The organism is Pseudomonas sp. 2995-3 (genome assembly GCF_002742565.1).
GTDB lineage: Bacteria > Pseudomonadota > Gammaproteobacteria > Pseudomonadales > Pseudomonadaceae > Aquipseudomonas > Aquipseudomonas edaphica.
In genome coordinates this window covers 1-230 of the sequence record NZ_LJSB01000146.1, presented here as the reverse complement: position 1 = coordinate 230, position 230 = coordinate 1, and the positions used below count along the sequence as shown (strand labels likewise).

Genomic DNA, 230 nt, shown 5'->3' with positions numbered 1-230 from the left:
TTTCAAAATAGTGAATTTGTTTTTCCTCTTCCGTTAATGGAACTGACTTTGGTGTTCTTAATTGTTCTGACTGAACTCTATAACCTAAACTTGGCGGTTTATCTGGCTCATTCATGCGATAACGGCGTTTAGCTTGTTTTCTTAATTCAACAATGTCCAATTCATCGGTATGAAGGATCGCATCTTGAATGACACTACTCATCATCATAGGATCCATTTTATATAAGAAG

The 230-nt window shown here is 35.7% G+C and carries 1 protein-coding gene; it reads right to left on the bottom strand.

Features of this window, described 5'->3' with window-relative positions:
* The coding region (locus AOA62_RS31370) for a hypothetical protein (protein WP_218244093.1) at window positions 1–202 on the bottom strand (202 nt) is incomplete at its 3' end.
* Window positions 203–230 lie beyond the last annotated feature (28 nt).